Source organism: Ruegeria sp. CDSC042 (assembly GCF_059610745.1).
In genome coordinates this window covers 104,170-121,314 of the sequence record NZ_JBXWOF010000009.1, presented here as the reverse complement: position 1 = coordinate 121,314, position 17,145 = coordinate 104,170, and the positions used below count along the sequence as shown (strand labels likewise).

Annotated in this window: 13 protein-coding genes and 1 pseudogene; 10 read left to right on the top strand and 4 right to left on the bottom strand. The window is 53.6% G+C overall.

From position 1 onward, the window contains the following. The first annotated feature begins 13 nt into the window (after positions 1–13). The 7 genes from AC2FHX_RS16980 (at position 14) to AC2FHX_RS16950 (ending at position 8,287) form a co-directional block, all read left to right on the top strand. Entirely contained in the window at positions 14–2,227 is a 2,214-nt protein-coding gene (locus AC2FHX_RS16980; RefSeq protein WP_496702869.1) for a TRAP transporter permease, read from the top strand. A gap of 4 nt (positions 2,228–2,231) precedes the next feature. Then, a complete protein-coding gene (locus AC2FHX_RS16975) occupies positions 2,232–3,470 on the top strand; it encodes an NAD(P)/FAD-dependent oxidoreductase (protein WP_496702871.1) in 1,239 nt (412 codons plus the stop codon). 28 nt (positions 3,471–3,498) lie between these two features. Further along, positions 3,499–4,242, top strand: a complete 744-nt coding sequence (locus AC2FHX_RS16970) for an aspartate/glutamate racemase family protein (protein WP_496697294.1) — start codon at positions 3,499–3,501, stop codon at positions 4,240–4,242. Between the two features lie 100 nt (positions 4,243–4,342). Then, positions 4,343–5,071, top strand: a complete 729-nt coding sequence (locus AC2FHX_RS16965) for a TSUP family transporter (protein ID WP_496697293.1) — start codon at positions 4,343–4,345, stop codon at positions 5,069–5,071. Between the two features lie 61 nt (positions 5,072–5,132). Then, a complete protein-coding gene (locus AC2FHX_RS16960; RefSeq protein ID WP_496702873.1) occupies positions 5,133–6,104 on the top strand; it encodes a D-cysteine desulfhydrase family protein in 972 nt (323 codons plus the stop codon). A gap of 360 nt (positions 6,105–6,464) precedes the next feature. Continuing rightward, positions 6,465–7,223: an alpha/beta fold hydrolase gene (locus tag AC2FHX_RS16955; protein WP_496702875.1), complete on the top strand. Its 759-nt coding sequence runs from the start codon at positions 6,465–6,467 to the stop codon at positions 7,221–7,223. Between the two features lie 113 nt (positions 7,224–7,336). Further along, entirely contained in the window at positions 7,337–8,287 is a 951-nt protein-coding gene (locus AC2FHX_RS16950) for a DMT family transporter (protein WP_496702877.1), read from the top strand. Between the two features lie 512 nt (positions 8,288–8,799). On the opposite strand, the pseudogene AC2FHX_RS16945 reads toward AC2FHX_RS16950, so the two are convergent. The 3 genes and pseudogenes from AC2FHX_RS16945 to AC2FHX_RS16935 all read right to left on the bottom strand — a co-directional run bounded on the left by AC2FHX_RS16945 (position 8,800) and on the right by AC2FHX_RS16935 (position 11,602). Then, positions 8,800–9,677, bottom strand: a pseudogene (locus tag AC2FHX_RS16945) (DUF3604 domain-containing protein). A 291-nt stretch (positions 9,678–9,968) separates the two neighbouring features. Then, on the bottom strand, positions 9,969–10,733 hold the full coding sequence (locus AC2FHX_RS16940; protein WP_496702878.1) for a hypothetical protein: 765 nt from the start codon (positions 10,731–10,733) through the stop codon (positions 9,969–9,971). Beyond that, the gene (locus AC2FHX_RS16935; protein WP_496702880.1) at positions 10,730–11,602 is read right to left on the bottom strand and encodes a hypothetical protein; all 873 of its coding nucleotides are present in this window, start codon (positions 11,600–11,602) and stop codon (positions 10,730–10,732) included. Before AC2FHX_RS16935 ends, AC2FHX_RS16940 begins: the two co-directional genes overlap by 4 nt. A 369-nt stretch (positions 11,603–11,971) precedes the next feature. On the opposite strand from AC2FHX_RS16935, the gene AC2FHX_RS16930 reads away from it, so the two are divergent. The 3 genes from AC2FHX_RS16930 (at position 11,972) to AC2FHX_RS16920 (ending at position 15,219) form a co-directional block, all read left to right on the top strand. After that, the gene (locus tag AC2FHX_RS16930; protein WP_496679060.1) at positions 11,972–12,808 is read left to right on the top strand and encodes an amino acid ABC transporter substrate-binding protein; all 837 of its coding nucleotides are present in this window, start codon (positions 11,972–11,974) and stop codon (positions 12,806–12,808) included. A gap of 190 nt (positions 12,809–12,998) precedes the next feature. Further along, a complete protein-coding gene (locus tag AC2FHX_RS16925; protein WP_142639955.1) occupies positions 12,999–14,327 on the top strand; it encodes a DUF3300 domain-containing protein in 1,329 nt (442 codons plus the stop codon). A 1-nt stretch (position 14,328) separates the two neighbouring features. Next, positions 14,329–15,219, top strand: a complete 891-nt coding sequence (locus AC2FHX_RS16920; protein ID WP_496692142.1) for a DUF2950 family protein — start codon at positions 14,329–14,331, stop codon at positions 15,217–15,219. Positions 15,220–15,749: 530 nt separating this feature from the next. Here the strand turns inward: AC2FHX_RS16920 and AC2FHX_RS16915 are convergent. Continuing rightward, on the bottom strand, positions 15,750–17,084 hold the full coding sequence (locus AC2FHX_RS16915; RefSeq protein ID WP_496702883.1) for an alpha/beta hydrolase: 1,335 nt from the start codon (positions 17,082–17,084) through the stop codon (positions 15,750–15,752). Positions 17,085–17,145 lie beyond the last annotated feature (61 nt).

Sequence of the window (17,145 nt, the reverse complement as noted above, 5' to 3'; positions counted from 1 at the left end):
TCAGGGGGCCATCATGTCCGAGACACAAAAGCTTGATGACCACGAGCTGACAGCCGAGGAACTGGCTGCAATCGAAGAACAATTCGACGAAGGCGCCGCCGTCCGGCAGGTAACTCCGACAACCGGAATTGTTCTGCGCTTCGTCGCCCTGATCTTTGCATTCTACGAATTTTTCACAGCCGGGTTTGGCCTGCCTGCCGATCACTGGCACATGGGCATTTATCTGGCCCTGTTGTTCATTCTGGTCTACGCGACAATCCCGATTATCGGGGCCAAAAGCCTGTATGCGCTTAAAGTAAGCCGGTTTCGCATAGGCAACATCCCACTATACGACTTGGTCTTCATGGTGCTGGGGATCATCGCAGCGCTGTATGTTGGCGTCGCCTGGCGCGGCATTGCTTTTCTGGGTATCGAGGAACAGACGTTCCGCATGGGTAACCCCAATAGCTATGACGTGATCTTGGGCGTTATCATTATCCTGCTTGTGCTGGACATCGCGCGCCGCACCTTGGGTTGGGTGCTGCCCCTGATCATCTGTGTGTTTATCTCATATGCCCTGCTGGGGCCGTATTTCCCCGGATTGCTGCAACATCCCGGCGTGAACTTCAAAACCTTCGTGTCGTCGATGTATTTCCCGCAGGAAGGCATCTACGGCGTCACCCTTTGGGTTGTTTCGACCATCGTGTTCCATTTCGTGCTGTTTGGCGTGATCGCGCAACGCACGGGATTGGGGCAGCTTTTCATCGATAATGCTACTATTTTGGCGGGCCGCTATACCGGCGGTCCGGCAAAAGTGTCGGTGGTATCGTCGGCCTTCTTCGGCACGATCTCAGGTTCTTCGGTGGCCAACACCGTATCAACCGGCGCGCTGACAATTCCCAACATGAAGCGTCTAGGATACCCCGGCCACTTTGCGGGCGGCGTCGAAGCAGCATCTTCGGCTGGGGGACAGATCACGCCGCCAATCATGGGGGCCGCCGCCTTTATCATGGCCGAGTTCCTCGAGGTTCCATATACCACGATCGTGATTGCAGCGATCTTTCCAGCCCTTCTGCACTATGTTGGCGTCTTTGCCGTGGTGCACCTGATGGCGCGCAAGCTGAACTTGAAAGGTCTGACCAAAGAGCAGCTACCTCAGTTCAAGGCAGTTTGGGCCGAAGGCTGGGCCAATATAGTGCCGCTGATCGGATTGTTGGTGGTCTTGTTCACTGGATATACGCCCTTCATGTCGGCCTTTTGTGGAATCTCGCTTGCCGTGATCGCGGGCATGTCGCGCTTGAGGCAACCGCCGACATTGATCTACGCGGCAGCGTTCCTCAGCTTTGTACTGTGGAAGTTCTCAGACGGCGGCTTTGACCTGACCATGACAACAATCCTGTGCGGATTGACGGTGGTCGCAACTATGAACCCTCAGAAACGCATCGAAGTGCCCGAGATGCTACAGGCGGTAGAATTGGGTGTGAAATACTCGCTAGCCGTGGGCGCCGCCGCTGCTGCGGTCGGTATCGTGGTAGGCGTGATCAACACCACTGGCATCGGGTTCCGCATCGGTTTCATGGTTACACAGGGCGCAGGCAACCTGGCATCGGATCTGTACAACATGATCTCGTTCGGCAGCTTCCAGTTCTTTGCGATGGAAGACTTACAATTGTTCATCTCACTGGTGTTCATCGCCGTCGTCTGTATCTTGATGGGCGCGGGCATTCCGACCACCGCGCTGTATATCATGCTGGTGTCAGTGGCGCAGCCTGCGCTGGCGCAACTGGGTGTTCCACCCATCGCCAGCCACCTTTTCGTACTCTACTATGGTGTGGTGTCCGAAATTACACCACCGGTCTGTACTTCAGCCTATGCCGCAGCTGCCATTGCGAACTCGAACCCGTTCCGAACTGGTCTTTCTGCCTTCACCCTTGGATTGGGCAAAGTGATAGCGCCTATGGCCTTTGTTTATGCGCCGGTGCTGCTATTCGTGTCCTCAACCGGGTTTAACCTGTGGGAGTTCACCTATACCGCGACCAGTTGCATCGCCGGGGTTATTGCCCTGTCGGCGGCTGTGGTTGGGTATTGGTTGAGTCCGTTGAATCTCGCATCGCGCGTTCTGTTGGCCATCGCTGGGATTATCTTTGTCGCGCCCAGCCTGACTTCTGATCTGATCGCGCTGGCCGTGGCATCACCTGTCATCGTCACCCAACTGATCGCCCGCAACCGCAGTCACTCACCAGCGTGAAACCATGACAGAACAAGTGACCATTATCGGCGCAGGGATCGTCGGCATTTGTTGCGCTTTGTCGCTACAAGAGCGCAGCATTCCGGTTCGGCTGATTGACCGCGGTCAACCGGGGCAGGAAACTTCTTTCGGGAACGCAGGTGTAGTGTCGCCGTGGTCAATCATTCCGCAAGCGATGCCGGGCATATGGAAATCACTGCCCCAGATGCTACTGGACCCCAAAGGCGCGCTTTCGGTCAGAACCAGTTTCTGGCCAAAAATGATCCCCTGGGGGCTGCGGTTTTTGGGAAACTCTGGCGAAAGATCAGTGCGCGAAATCTCGGACGCGATGGAGCTTTTGTGCCGCCCTTCTATCGACCTGTATCGTCGTCATCTCCAAGGCACCGGGCACGAAAACCTGATCACTGACAGCTACTATATTCACGCTTTTCGCCACCGGAAGCAGGCTGATCTGAATGGGCTTGGATATCTGATCCGTCAGGAAAAAGGAGGCGATCTGGAGCTTGTCGATGGTGCTGAATTGCATCGCCTGGAACCTGCACTGTCAGAAGAATTCAAAGCCGCGATCGTGATCAAAGGTCAGGCACGCGTAACCTCACCAGGACGTCTGGGGGCAGTTCTGGCTGAAAAAGCACGCATGCAAGGGGCCGAGATCGTACAAACCGAAGTCTCCAAGTTGATCCAGACCCAAGATGGAAGTTGGCAGATTACAACATCACAGGATACGCTGCACGCCCCCAGGCTCATACTTGCGGCTGGGGTGTGGTCCGCCGACCTGCTGAAACCGTTTGGGCTGTCAGTGCCCCTTGTTGCCGAGCGCGGCTACCACGTTGAATTCCCGAACCGTTCAGTCCAATTGAACAACTCGGTCATGGATGTGGACGCAAAGGTCGTCGCAAGCTCGATGCTGGGCGGCCTGAGAGTCGCCGGCACGGCCGAATTTGGCAGCGTCGATGCGCCCGCTGATCCGCGCAAGAAAGAAATCCTGACCGAACAGGCAAAGGCGATGTTGCCAGACCTCGAAACAAGCGAGGCACGATTCTGGATGGGTCGACGGCCATCATTTCCGGACAGTTTGCCTGCAATCGGGCCGATCAACGGCTCAGACGGGCTGTATGCCGCGTTCGGACATTCACATTACGGGCTAATGATGGCCCCGAAAACTGGTGAGCTTGTGGCGGATCTTGTGTCCGGTCGCAGCCCGAACGTCGATATGGCCCCGTTTTCGTTGGCCAGGTTTTGAACACTCAAGTTAGAAGGGTCTGATAACAATGCCAATTTACCAAGGCGGTCAGAATATATGCGGCGCGTCGATCGGTGTTCTGTGCCTTGAAAGTTATTTTCCAAAACCGCCGGGCCATATCAAGAACCCATCCAGTCTGCCATTTCCGGTCCTGTATGAGATGATCGACGGCGTGACTGTCCCGACCTTGCTGAACAATCCTACGCCCGAATTGCTGACCCCCTTCATTGAAGGAGCCAAGCGGCTTGAGGCTGAGGGCGTTCGTGCCATCACCGGCAGTTGTGGCTTCCTGGCCCTGTTTCAAAAAGAGCTGGCAGCGGCGGTTTCCGTTCCTGTTTTTGCATCCAGCCTGATCCAGGTGCCGCTGGCTTATCACATGACCGGGGCCAGCGCCCCAGTGGGCGTGCTGACTGCGGATGCATCGGCACTAACGCCCCAGCATTTTGAAGGTGTCGGTGCAGCCGGTGTTCCTGTGGCAGTGAAGGGCTTGGAAGGTACATCAGAATTCGCCGAGGTGATCTTGCGGAACGCACGAACGAGGATGGATACTGATCTGATCGAAGCCGAGGTCTTGGATGCCGCTCGCAGTCTTATGCTTGAAGCTCCGGATATTCGGTCATTGGTATTGGAGTGTACAGATCTGCCGCCATATGCCACGCGCCTTCAGGAAGAACTGCGGCTTCCCATTTTTGACCTTACGACACTGGCGCATATGGCGCATTCTGTAGCCGCTCGGATACCTTACTCTGGAATGATGCCGTGGCAGCGCTGACCGCGCCGTGCCGTAGGTGGGTTGGAATTGAAGTAGACCTCAGCTGGTCAATCAAGGTACCTGTGGCCCTGCAACAATCCCCCGATCCATAGGAGTTTGAGTGCCCGTTGAACTGTACATCCTGATGACCGCTATTTGCGTTGGCGCTATGCTGCAAGTCGGGGTTGGCATCGGATTTAGCATCATTGCGGGGCCACCCATGATGATTATGCTTGGCACGCCGACGGCGGTTCCCATTTTGCTTCTGCTAAACACCGTTGTGTCAGCGGTGGCAACGGACCGGCATGTTCTGAAAAACAATCGGCGGATAATCGTCACTGCGGTCATTGGATGCTGCGTTGGAGTGGCTGCTGGCCGCATTGTTTATCCCCTTTTGAGCGAGGCGTTTGTTCTCGCCCTGACGGCCTGCCTGTTGTTAATCGGCTTGATTACAACCTTGCTCCCCTTGCGTGGCTCAATTGGAAACGTCGGGTTTTCAGCTGTTACCGGATTGTCCGGACTTGCAACTGTATGGGCGGCAACCCCGGGTCCACTTATGGTGTTCGGTTTGATTGCAAAGGGTCGGTCCGCCAAAGAGGTGGCAAAGCTGGTTCAACCAATAGCGCTGGTGGCATATGGCATCGCATTTTTGTTGCACAATCTGTCCGGGGCACAATCAATCTCGTATGGGTCGTCAGTATGGGGGTTCCTCGCCATAACCTTGATCGGAAGTTTACTTGGCCGTGCGACAGGTTCCTACTTGCCACAGGCGGTCGTCATAGCAGCGATCCGCGTGGTTTCACTGATCGCTTGCTGTGTTCTGTTCTATCGCGCCTATATGACGGCTTAATCTCAAAGGTCACACGATGATACGAAACGAAAATCTGCACAGATTTCCACGTGCCCAACTCATGTCTGGCCCAACACCTTTGGAGCACCTGGACAACCTATCGGCCGAGCTGGATATCGATCTCTGGCTGAAACGTGATGATCTGACCGGGCTTAGTTTTGGCGGTAACAAAACACGGCAGCTTGAATTTTATCTTGGAGATGCGCAGCAAAAAGGTGCTGATACCATTCTGATCACGGGCGCCGTTCAATCCAATTTTGTGCGATCTGCAGCCGCCGCAGCGGCCAAACTGGGTATGCAATCGGTGCTTCAGTTGGAAGAGCGTGTGCCGGACATGGGATCAGAGTATTATGCGTCCGGAAATGTACTCCTGGCACAAATCCTGGGTGCCGAGCAAATGAGTTACCCCGAGGGCGAAGACGAATCCGGAGCGGACGCGGCATTGCATGCACGCGCCGACGAATTGAAAGCCCAAGGTTGCACACCTTACGTTATTCACCTTGGCCTGCATTATCCACCCCTAGGAGCCCTGGGTTATGTCGTCGCTGGGCAGGAATTGTACCAGCAGATGCCAGATTTCGATGCGGTCGTTGTCCCGTCAGGCAGCGGCGCAACACATGGCGGTTTGGTAACCGGATTGGCGCTGGAAGAAAGCATTGCCTCGGTGTTTGGGATTTGCGTGCGCCGGGATCGCGAAAAGCAAAAGGCTCGAATGAAAACCGTTCTGCAGAATCTTGCGGACTTGCTGGAAATCGACGCAGGTTTTCTACAGGATAGGATTGATGTTTGGGATGAAGCCTTGCCGCCAGGCTATGGCAAAGTGAATGCCAAAACACGCGCTGCTTTGGAGAAAATGGCCCGAACCGAAGGGGTTTTTCTAGACCCGGTCTATTCTGCCAAAACATTCGCCGGTTTGCTGGACCTGATCGAACGTGGAAAGATAAAACCAGGTGAGAAAGTCGTTTTGCTGCACACGGGCGGGTTGCCCGCACTTTTCGGGTATCAAAAAGAGCTAGTAGGCAACCCGGCTTGAGGTGTCCAAAGCACAAATCCGGATCAGGACCCTGCTTGGCTGTACTTTTAGTACCCAAACGATTTTTTTAGCCCGTTCCGGCTCGATTTGCGAATACGCAAGGTCAGCTTTGGTTCGCGAGTGGCAACTGAGTTCTTCGCTGGGAACGGCAGGATTGTTGCGCGATCTGTGAATTCGCATGACGAACGATCTTGCGAGCGCAGCGAGAGGCCGAAGCCGCATTGCTGCGGCGGCACTTACGATGAATGTCTCCTTCGGGCCGTGCGCGACGGCCAGGTTTTCGTCTGAAAAAGGTGAAGTTGTACTGCCTGTCGATGACCGTAACGAGCTCGAATTGTCGAATGCTGCGGAGCAGTGTTAATGTCTGCAAACGATGCTCTGGAAGCCGAAATGACCAAACACCCCAGTCAAATGAACGATGAAAGACCCACCATTCTCTGTGCTGCAGGCTTTGGTGACAATGCGAGCATGTTTGAAGGTTTGGCTGACACCCACCTCGCCAATAGCTATCGTTTGCTACCCATCAATCTTCCGGGATTTGGCGCTCAGCCTCTGGCAAAGGCAACAACTCTTGAAGCACTTGCACAAACCGTCGCCGACAAAGCGATCAAGCACGGAGCTGAGATCATTGTCGCTCATTCGGTTGCTTCAATCATAGCCTCCCTGGCTGCCAAAAGGGCCGACTGTCCTTTGACAACCATTATTTCTCTAGAGGGTAATATCACCGCCGAGGATGCCTATTTTTCTGGAACTGCCGCGGACTACAGTGATCCGGTTGCGTTTCGTGCAGCTTTTCTTGAGCGGCTTGATGAAATGGCGAAAACGGCACCAATCATCCGACGGTATCGTAATGAAGTTTCGAAGGCTGATACTCTGGCGCTGTGGCAACTCGGCACCGACGCACGGCGTTTTTCAGCAAGCTGCGTGCCCGGCGAATTTTTGCAGAAAGCGGCAAATGTGATTTATCTCTACAACCCTGATAACTGTCCGGATAGCACCGTCCGTTGGTTAGAAGAAAACAAGATGGATCGGATCGTTCTCGATAATGCCACACACTGGGCGAGCGTTGATCAGCCCGAAAGGCTTGCAGAAATGATTGCTGAGGCACTCCGCCGATAGGCGAATGCAGCCGTTCACAATTGGATAGATGAGAGTTGGCATTGTTTTGGCTTTCCGCAAGAAACGGGTCGCGGTGTCGGGGGCACGTCAGCTAATCCGTTAGGTGATAGTTAGTGACGGAACCAGAAGACATGACAAACCAACCCATGCCAGCAATGGATTTTACAGCCAGCGTCATGCTGCTTCTGCTCGCTGCTGTTTGGGGCGGGTCCTTCTTCTTTGGCGAGGTCGCACTGACTGAAGTGCCCCCGCTGACAATAACGCTGCATAGGGTGATCTGGGCTGTCCCTATACTGGCACTCATCGTCCTATTCAAAGGATTGAGAGTTCCACGTGCCCCTCGGGTATGGGGCGCTTATCTCGTTATGGGAGCGCTCAATAACGCTATTCCGTTCTCGCTGATCTTCTGGGGGCAAACGCAAATCGACAGCGGGTTGGCTTCAATACTCAACGCAACGACGGCAATGTTTGCAGCGGTCGTGGCTGGCTTGCTTCTAAAGGATGAGCCGCTGACTCCGAAGAAAATAGCAGGTGCCGCCCAGGGTATTTTAGGGGTGGCCTTCATTATGGGACCAAGTGCATTGACTGAGTTCAATCCGAGTAATTTGGCGCAGTTGGCTATCCTTGGGGCGACGCTCTCGTATGCTTTTGCCGGTGTCTGGGGTAGAACTGCTCTTTCAGGCCAACCACCACTTGTGAACGCACTTGGCATGCTGATCAGCAGTACAGCGCTTATGATCCCGATTGTTCTCGTGATGGATGGCCCCCCAAGCTTCGCTCTGTCTGCTGGTGTATGGGCAGCGCTTATTGGGATGGCCGCTCTATCAACAGCGCTGGCCTATGTACTTTATTTCGCAATCCTTGCGCGCGCCGGAGCCGCCAATCTTCTTTTGGTTACGCTGCTGATCCCACCGTTCGCTATCGGTCTTGGTGTCACGTTCCTTGGTGAAAAGATGGAGCCGGAAGCTTGGGTCGGGTTCGCCATCATTGCTCTTGGCTTTGCTGTAACAGATGGGCGGCTTTTTTCCCGCTTTGTCAGGCGCAAGTCCCAACAAGCAGAATGAGGCGCTTTCTGGAATACCTTTGACCACCACATTACGGAGTGACGACCCCCGTCGTCACCAACTGACCAGGCCAAGCGTCGGGTCTATTTTTGAGTAGCGGACATTCAGCAGGGGCAACCGAATGGCTGCAAAGTCCGCAAACAGTGAGCATAATGGCCTTCTGGCTTTGCACTCGCGGCGAAGGGCAGTAATGCGGGCTGCGACCGCAGCATGTAAGTTGGCTGAGGGATGTCGGCTCTGGGCCGCTTGCGGTCTTTGATCCTAGACAGGCGAAGGGCAACTTCGTCCCGCACTTTGCGAGTTCAAGCAGCCTTTGATTTTGCGCTCGCAGCGAACGGCAGGTTCGACGGGCCGCGCCGCAGCATGGAGATTATGGCGTGAAGGTTCGGAATGGGCTGTCCGCATGATCAGTTATAGGTGGGGCAGGAGCCCTTTCTGCAACGGCACCGGGGTCTGGTATGAGCCCAAAGCGGACCAAGTAAATTCTGATTTCAGCCTTATAACAATCGTCCCTAAGGTGTGTGCCAGATTGGCGATGTGTATGCCCTCTCTTGTATCGACCGTGGGGTTTCGTCAGGGATCTCCGTTCCGAGCACTTTGGCATCGTATGTTGTCCAACGTGGCGTTGGTATTGCCAACACTCTGGCATAGTAGAAAGAGCTTTGTTCCGGATCGTAATCGGGGTCTTCCCAATACCCGGATAGAATTGCCTGACCAATATCGTTTGTCCAAGTAGCGCTCTCAACGTCAACCGTGTCGCCAACGGGTCCGCCACACTTCGCGTTCACTAGTTCGCGCCCGCCGCAAGATATATCGTAAACGCGTTCCGAAGTTGTCCCGTTGCTATTTAACCACCCTTTGACGATCTGAATGCGGTCTAGATTGGCTCCATCGGGACGCCTCCTTCATATCCATACGCGGCAAAATCAACACGCGGCAGGTCCGTATCTTCAAAATCGTATCCGGCAAAAACGCGAATGCGCATGCGCGGACCTATGGTTGCGTAGACTTCTTTCCGAGCAAGAGCGTGCCAAATGGCCTCGCGTGTGTTTTCTCTTGCCCAAACTGCCGCCATTCCCGACGCCGAAGATTGCCATGCATATTGGGCAACCTTCTCGTCGCCACCGATGCCGCCCACGACTTCTTCGAAACGGATCGGGTTCGCAGTGGGTTCAACGGCATCGTTAAGTTGTTGCCCAAACTCAGTCGTGAGAAGCGTGGCGTCTTTCGGTGCCAACAGCGGCGCGAGACCCAAGTTCTCAGCGTGATCGGCAACCACCAAAAAGTCCAATGGTCAGCGCAGCCTAGCTTCGACACCGGTGCTGGATATCACCACCTCGTCCTTGGCAAAGCGGTACGCTTCTTCAGGGCCTAGCACATTGTCGATCATACCGGCATCTGCAGAGTCGGACGTATGCAAATGAGTGTCGCCAAAAAAGACCTGATTGGGAAAGCTCTGCCGTGGATAAGGTGAATACTGCCTGTCGCCGCGTTGAGTGCTCGGGATGTCCTCGGCATGGGCGCAAAAAGCAAGCAAATTGGTAAGAACAGATGCAAAACGGATCATTTTCGACCTCATCTATTGCACGAATGATGCTACGTTAAATGCATATTTCTACGACTCGTTCCTGTTCTTCGAAATAATTAAATTCTATCTGCCGCACTAAGCCGTTGGCTAGGTTCAGCGGGGCGGAGGTGGAAGCACCTTCTTCGACTGGAGCACCTGAAGGATGTCAATAATCGCTTCAGTACTCGTTTCGATTGAACCTCGGAAGAACAGTCCGATGCCACCTTCCCCTAACTCCCGTGTGCCACCGGCGTCGTAAGTTGGCGAGAGAGAGACAAGTTCGGGAGGTAGTTCTGGGCATACTGGGTTTCTTTGAAGTATTGCGTTCGCGGTCTCGATGAATACCTGCCGAACCTTTTCGACATTACCCTTTGCATCGGACGACTCGGTGAGTTGATCCGGAGCAAGTCTCAGGTCATCCAAACGGAAAAAAAGGCAGTCATCTTTGAATTCGGCCGAAGCGGAAGCACCCACCGTCAAACCACCAGCGAAAGTGTTCTCGCCGCGTATAGATCCACCGCCGCTGCGGCTTTCGCATCGGAAAAGCTCTGCTTCGATCCTCCCACTTAGCGAAATCACTGTATCGTCGGCACGGGCCGTTGCTTCGGTCACGCCGATCAGTGCGTTGCAGACATCTACAAACGCGGCTCGTTTGAGTTCCTCTACAAGTATTTCGTTTGCTCGGCGTAGGTCTATGACACTTTCGATTGAGATCCTTGTCGCGTTCACATCTTTTAGTCTCAATGCCAGATCAACGGGAAACTCACGATCTCCTAGCTTGACGTCCCCGTTTGCTTCGAAGGTAACCTCTTCAGCCAGCAGCGCGGATCCGAAAAGCCCGGCAGTAGCTAGTATCAGAAGAAAGATCCGATCCATCATCCTGCCCCCCCAACAATACCGCGAGATTGCATAACCGCCAGGAGTTCCATCATCGTCATCGCACTGGTGTCGATTGAGCCGCTCAACGCAACACCGATGCCACCGTCACCAATTTCTCGTGTACCGCCGGCGTCGAGAACCGGATTCAACGAAGAAAGCTCCGAAGGCATCTCCGGACAAATCACATTCTCTTCGGTGAACTCCTTTGCCTTGGTGAGAACGACCTCCTCGACACGCTCCGTGAGGCCAATTAGGTTAACCAACCCGCCGACAAACCCAGTAGGTTGAAGCACGACGTCGGCAAGATCAAAGTGAACGCATTGATCTTGAACATTGGCGCGTGCCGCTGCGGCGATCCCAACAGTCGTCGAGATAAAGCGAACTCCACGCCCGTTGGTGCCCTCGGATTCTTCGTTTCGACAACGATAAAGCTCGACGTCCACTGAGCCTACGAGTTCAATGAGATCACCGCTGGCGCGGGCATCGTCGAGTTCAAAGTCAACATTCAAAGAGCAACTTTGTTCCAGAGTACCCGACAGAAGTGCGGGCGCTTGGACTTGGATTTCTCGCAGATCTAAGAGCCCCCGGAAACCTAGGCGCGTTGACGTCACACTGCTGATGCCCGCGTTAAATGTGTAAGGTAGGTTTTTCCCACGAGCGGGAATCTTGTTTGAGATGCTAAATTGAACTTCCCCGGCGTAGTCGCTTGGCGACGCATTCTGTGCACTGGGTCGAGCGTTCAACTCGGACTTCAAAAGTTCTGGGTTCGTGGTTGCGCAGGATGCGAAGAACAGCAAACACACAAAGGCAAAAGGTACGGTTTTACGCGCCCCAAGTTCCGCCAAACTCCATTGTAGTTCTATTCCCATTACCCTTTGCTCAACCTCACCGTTGAATATCAACCCTAACGTACAGCGTCACGGCGAAGGTCAACAGTTTGCACCACGAAAATATACTGGTGCGGTGTTGTGTTGTCGCAACGACTTGCAGTTGACGCGGGTCCTTTGAAACTTCGAGCATAAGCTCTGCCCGCAAGACTTTTCTCCCGCGTTAAGCCCTGAGCAGGTGCAAATGTATTCGGTTTTCTTCCAATATTGCGAGGGTGTGCTTTCGATTCGTCGCCATGCCAGCACTTCTCATCAACAGACCGACTCCTAGGCGACACAATGTGTTTTACTCTCGACACAGGGTGCTTTTCACCTCCACAAGGGTGTTACGCCACTAAAGAGGGAAAAACCATGCGCTTGCTTTCTATACTTATTGTGACGATTCTATTCACAACCGGCGCGGTTGCCCAAACAATCGACAGGATAACAAAAAACAACGAAATCCGATTTGGTTTTCGAACAGATGCTGCTCCATTGTCTTACATTAACGACCAAGGTCGCCCGTTTGGTCTGTCACCGTTGATTTGCGATCATGTAGCGAAGGTAATTGCGCAGAAACTGGAATTGAAGGATTTGAATGTTCAGTTCATTCCGGTCGACTCTAAGGATCGTTTCGACAAAGTAGCTTCCGGAGAGGTGGATATGCTCTGCGGGGCAGCGTCGATTACACTTTCCCGACGCGAAATTGTTGATTTCTCAATTCCAACTTATGTCGATGGCACGTCCATATTGTTACCAATCGAGGCTGAAGGCACCATGGGTGCACTCGCGGGAAAGAAGGTTGGAATGAGAAGCAGCACAACAACAGAAGCGTCCGTTCTGAATTCATTTGAAGCTGCAGGTATCGACGCAGAAATGGTGCGGTTCGCTTCACACCCAGACGGTATCAAAGCACTTCGAGACGGTGAAATTGACGCCTATTTTGCAGATCAGTCGATTTTGCTGGTCAACTACATTGCTGCAGGACTAAAGGGCAAATTCAAACTATCCCAGGAAATACTGACGATAGAAAAGCAAGGATTGGCCATTGCGAGGGGTGACGATAACTTTCGACTCGTTGTCGATAGTATTCTGTCAGAAATGTATGCTCAGGGCACAATGGAAGAGATATTTCGTCTCGCTTTGCCGGGGGTGGAGCCGAGCGAAGCACTAAAAGCTCTGTATGTTTTCGCCCCCATTAATCCCTGAAGCTTGTCGCGCAAAACAGTTTTGTCGGGAGTTAATCGCCCTGCGCAATAGAAGCTGGCCTTGTAAGCAAATTGACGGCTCAAGCCAGCTTGACCAATGACCGTGTTTTACTAAATGATCCTCCATTTGGCAGGCCAGTTGCCAGAATCACGGTCTTAGGCGATCCTTCGATAAATTGAAGGATCGCAATATGTTTAGATATATAATATTTGCTCTCAGTTTAAGCGCATCTAACGCCCTGTTCGCACAAGAGGCGTCCGATACTGTTGCAACGGAAGTTACGTCTGAAACTTCATCCGACCTTCTATCTGATGCTGAGTTGCAAACTTTGGTCGCCCCGGTGGCTCTTTTTCCCGACACTCTACTCATACAGATATTTGTTGCGGCCACTCAGCCACTGGAGATTGTTAAGGCAGAACGGTATTTGTTGGATAACGCCGACCGCGACCCCGTAGAGCTCGAGCCGGAAATCGAAGCTATGGGCTGGGATCCGTCTGTAAGTGTATTGGCCACGGCGTTCCCCGAAGTCGTCGGTCAAATGGCCACCCACATCGATTGGACCGAGACAGTCGGCACCGCCATGCTGGCCCAGTCCGACGATGTGCTGGATGCGGTGCAGGTAATGCGGGATCAGGCAATTGACAGCGGAGCTCTTGTTTCCGGGCCCGAGCAAACTGTCGAGGTATCTGATGAAGAAACGGTTGTAATTACTCCGACACAACCCGAAACAGTGTACGTCCCGCAATATAATCCCGAGACTGTCTATACCGGCCCGTCGACCGGGGACGTAGTGGGCGCGGCCTTGCTGACATTTGGTACCGTGGCGCTGATCGACGAGATTTTCGACGATGACGACGATTGGTATGACTATTGGGGGTGCCGGAATTGCGGCGGATGGGGCGGTGGCCCGATATACAGAAACCCGGACATCGACATAGACGTCGACGGCAACGTCAATATCGGTAACGATATAGATCTTGGTGACCGAACTGATATCGGATGGAAACCCGATCCTGACCGAAAAAAGGAAGCCCGGGACAAGATCGCTGATCACAAAAGGCCGGAAGGTGGTCGCGGCGACCTGCCTGTCAACCGCCCCGAGGGTCGCACGGACGAACTCCGCGCAAAACTGAGCCGTGAATCCGGTGCTGCAGACATTAGCAGGGGAGGTGCGGCAGCAGTTGCAGCTGGTGCAGGGGCGGGGGCTATCGCGAGCGGTGCTCTGGCCAATCGAGGTAGTGGGGGCAAGTCCTTGCCGCAGGTGAATCGCGGTAACGTTGATCGGGACAAGGCTGCTGCCAAGCAGCAGGCCATCGATCGGACTAAACGGCCAGATGCGGCGAAGAAGCCTGTCAAAAAGAAACCGCAAGCAGCTAAGAAACCTCAGGTAAAAAAGGCCACGGCTCAGCAAAAACCCGCTGCGTCCAAAGGTAAGGCTATGAAGAAAAAATCTTCAGGCGGCAAAGCTCACAAGGCGTCCAAACGGGGACATGCTGCCAAAGGCAAGGGGAGGCGGTAACATGCGTAAATCGGTTTTTTCTATTTTAGTGATCGCAGTGGCTACAGGACCGGCGTTTTCCGACGGTGCCCTGTTCGAAACTCCGCAAACCGCGCTGGACGCTTTTGTCGAAGCGTTAAGGGCCGATGATCAGAACAAGCTGCTCGAGATTTTCGGACCAGAGGCAGAAGATCTAATCGGAACGGGTGATCCGGTGGAAGATCAGCAAAGAAGGCAGGAAGTGCTTGGCATGTATGCTGAAGGATACCGCTTTCAGCCCGAGGATGATGGGGTTTTTCTTCTGCTTGGCGAAGATAGTTGGCCCTTTCCGATCCCAATTCTGAAAGCTGAGAATGGTTGGAAGTTTGATTTAGAAGCCGGGGTAGAGGAGCTTTCCGCCCGTGAAATCGGACTGAATGAATTGGAAGTAATCGAAACGCTTGAGGCCTATGTTGATCTTCAGGCGGCGTTTCGTCTTGTGGATCACAATGGCGATGGCGTCATGGAATTTGCCCAAACGATCATATCGGATCCCGGCGCACGAAACGGCCTCTTCTGGCCAGAAGAAGACAGTTTTGTCGGTGAAGCCCTTGCCCGCGCCACCGCCTCGGGGTGGAGCGACGGTGCGGATGATTTCGAACCCGAACCTTTCCTCGGTTACTACTTCGCAATTTTGCAGGGGCAGGGACCAAATGCTCCGGGTGGTGCCTATTCCTATTTTGTCGGCGATCGGTTCTTGGCGGGTCACGCCTTGCTTGCGGTGCCTGCGGACTACGGAGAAACGGGTATCCATTCTTTTCTCGTGGGTGAAAACGGCACCGTGTTCGAAGCGGACTTTGGGCCGGATACGCTTGAAATAACAGCTGAGATATCGACCTATGATCCCGGCCCAAATTGGTCACCAGCCGAGTAAATTTAGATTGGCGGCGACGCTTTGTTGCCGGGCTTTGGTTTGACCGCTTTGTTGCCGCGTGCAGGTGTAGATTGAATGCAATTCTCGACTTAAGTGGCAATGGTTCGGGAAGGATCGATTTTGGGAAATCTAATTAATCGATGAAATAATTGCCCTTGATTCAATTCGACCCAATTTGCCCGCTATGGTTTGACCGAATGGCCGCTTTGTCCCGCACTCCAGACCTCCGTACGCCGTGCAGCATTGCTTCTGCAGCGAATGTCTTCTCTGACGGGCCACGCTGCAGCATCGCCAATATCGGGCGAAGGTCTGGATTGGGCTGGTTCAGCCAGGCGACGGGTCATAATGAGCTCGGATCTTGCAAAACATCCGAACTCCGTTGTGAGCCCTTCTTCTCCAACCTCCTGCGATGCAGCGAATATTGGCTTCGATAGATGCGGCATGCATTGAAACAAAGTAGTCGGGGTTCCGTCCAACGTTTGTGCCACGTGAGGAATCCGTGATCGACTTTGAACTTGCGTTGGTCAAACTCAGTTGCTCATACGATAATGCTTTAGTACCAGCGGATAATTCGACGGAAAACTCCAGACTGCTTCGCCTGTGGCGCGAACAAGTCCACGCGCCTGAGGGTCTCGGCCTGTAAGCAGAGTAAGGAACAAGTCACTGCTGGCCCACGGTGAAGACCGGAAATACCAATGACCATTTCCTGCACTGGCCTCTTCAGCCCTGGTCACGTCGATGATGTGCAGGGATTTGATCTCTGACAGTCGGCTCTGGAAGATCGATGCGTTTATTGCTTCGTCAGAAACCTGACCCAGGCGATCCCTTCCGAAAACGAACCGCGACATGGCCAGCGCTGAATCGGTTTGCGACTGATAAAGTGTCACATCTGAAACCGCATCCAGCAGGCCGTCTTCAATCGCCTGTAGAAAGTAGCTGCGATCAAGGTCGCTACTGATCAGAATCAAATGCCCCAGCCGCGGTTTAGGGCTCGACCGAAGTGCAATCTGGTAAGCTGTTTCAAATGCGAGTCTCGAACCTGCGCTGTATCCTATGAGATGAATGCGGCGCGCGCTTGTGTGCTTTGACAGGTATTCGATAAGGGATCGAAGGTTGCGGCGCGTCGACAACGCGGATTCTTGATCACGAAAATACGCGAGCCGATGGGGTGTTGCAGGCCAGTTGTAGCTGATGAATGCGCCCTGATAGCCCAGAAAATGCTGTAACTCTTTGGAAACAAGCGTCGAGTAATCAAAATCGACGTTGTAGCCATGGATGTAGATGAAGATGTCTTTGTTGCGAGAGGATGCAAGTTGATCCTCAATCTTCTTGGCAAAACGACGACCGACCGCCTCCATATCTTGTTGTGACGGAGGGTCTTCAAGATAACGCGTGACACTAAATGGCATGACGCCAATCTCTTGGACCTGAGAGACGCTGAGAAAATAGTCCTTTGCTCGCTGGCTTGTCATGGTGATGCGACGAAGATCTTCCCATGACTCCAATGGCGGGTCGATCTGCACATCGGCAACACCGGTGCGCAAAAGGTGACCGCGTTCATTATTATAGAAGGCTTGTGGGTCGTCAGGAACTGCAGGCAATCGATCTGTCGCATAGAACAGCTGCGAGCGCTGATTGAAATTTTCGGCAGTGATATCAACGAAAGGGTCAAAGGCGGCCTCGGCGTAGACCGTTGGCGAGGGCATCAACTCAACTTCGTCATAAATATTTGCTCCGCAAGCGGCGAGTGCACAGCAAGAACACGCGATTACCAAATGCAGAGCCTGAGCAATCAGTCGCCTGCTTGTTCCTTTCGTCAAATGTTTGCGCCAGATTGTTCGACCTCGGCCCTTATTGTCGGTCACACGCCTGTGGGCATCACCGCTTACGTCCCGGAGCAACTCAAGGATCCCCGATCTGTTTGTG

Coding starts and splice junctions, on each gene's coding strand:
- AC2FHX_RS16955 (WP_496702875.1), top strand. CDS start 6,465: ATGTCTGCAAACGATGCTCTGGAAGCCGAAATGACCAAACACCCCAGT.
- AC2FHX_RS16920 (WP_496692142.1), top strand. CDS start 14,329: ATGCGTAAATCGGTTTTTTCTATTTTAGTGATCGCAGTGGCTACAGGA.
- AC2FHX_RS16930 (WP_496679060.1), top strand. CDS start 11,972: ATGCGCTTGCTTTCTATACTTATTGTGACGATTCTATTCACAACCGGC.
- AC2FHX_RS16935 (WP_496702880.1), bottom strand. CDS start 11,602: ATGGGAATAGAACTACAATGGAGTTTGGCGGAACTTGGGGCGCGTAAA.
- AC2FHX_RS16940 (WP_496702878.1), bottom strand. CDS start 10,733: ATGATGGATCGGATCTTTCTTCTGATACTAGCTACTGCCGGGCTTTTC.
- AC2FHX_RS16970 (WP_496697294.1), top strand. CDS start 3,499: ATGCCAATTTACCAAGGCGGTCAGAATATATGCGGCGCGTCGATCGGT.
- AC2FHX_RS16925 (WP_142639955.1), top strand. CDS start 12,999: ATGTTTAGATATATAATATTTGCTCTCAGTTTAAGCGCATCTAACGCC.
- AC2FHX_RS16960 (WP_496702873.1), top strand. CDS start 5,133: ATGTCTGGCCCAACACCTTTGGAGCACCTGGACAACCTATCGGCCGAG.
- AC2FHX_RS16980 (WP_496702869.1), top strand. CDS start 14: ATGTCCGAGACACAAAAGCTTGATGACCACGAGCTGACAGCCGAGGAA.
- AC2FHX_RS16975 (WP_496702871.1), top strand. CDS start 2,232: ATGACAGAACAAGTGACCATTATCGGCGCAGGGATCGTCGGCATTTGT.